Source organism: Dellaglioa sp. CoH-55-MRSF-7 (assembly GCF_056782235.1).
Genome location: NZ_JBXAYI010000196.1, coordinates 1 through 254, shown reverse-complemented (window position 1 = coordinate 254; position 254 = coordinate 1). Strand labels below are relative to the sequence as shown.

General features: G+C 55.5%; 1 protein-coding gene. It reads left to right on the top strand.

The window, feature by feature from the left end:
* Positions 1–60: 60 nt before the first annotated feature.
* On the top strand, positions 61–254 hold a 194-nt coding region (locus AC1RPU_RS08370; RefSeq protein ID WP_481769709.1), incomplete at its 3' end, for a hypothetical protein.

Below are 254 nucleotides of genomic sequence, written 5' to 3'. Positions count from 1 at the left end.
ATTGCGGTGCCGGCAAATACATGGACTAGATGTCAGCAGACATTTAGCATTCCTTCGGTTGTGGTAAAGACGCTGGGCACCAATCACTATCTGCGGTTCCAGCTGGCTACGACGGCGGCACCCGGCACGTTCACGGCGCTGATCACTGAGGTGCAGCTCGAACAGGGCCCATCCTATACGGGCTTCGAATTCAAGGACTTGTCGGTGATGGCGAATGAGTGCTTGTTCTATTATGGAGCCTTCCCGGGATCGCC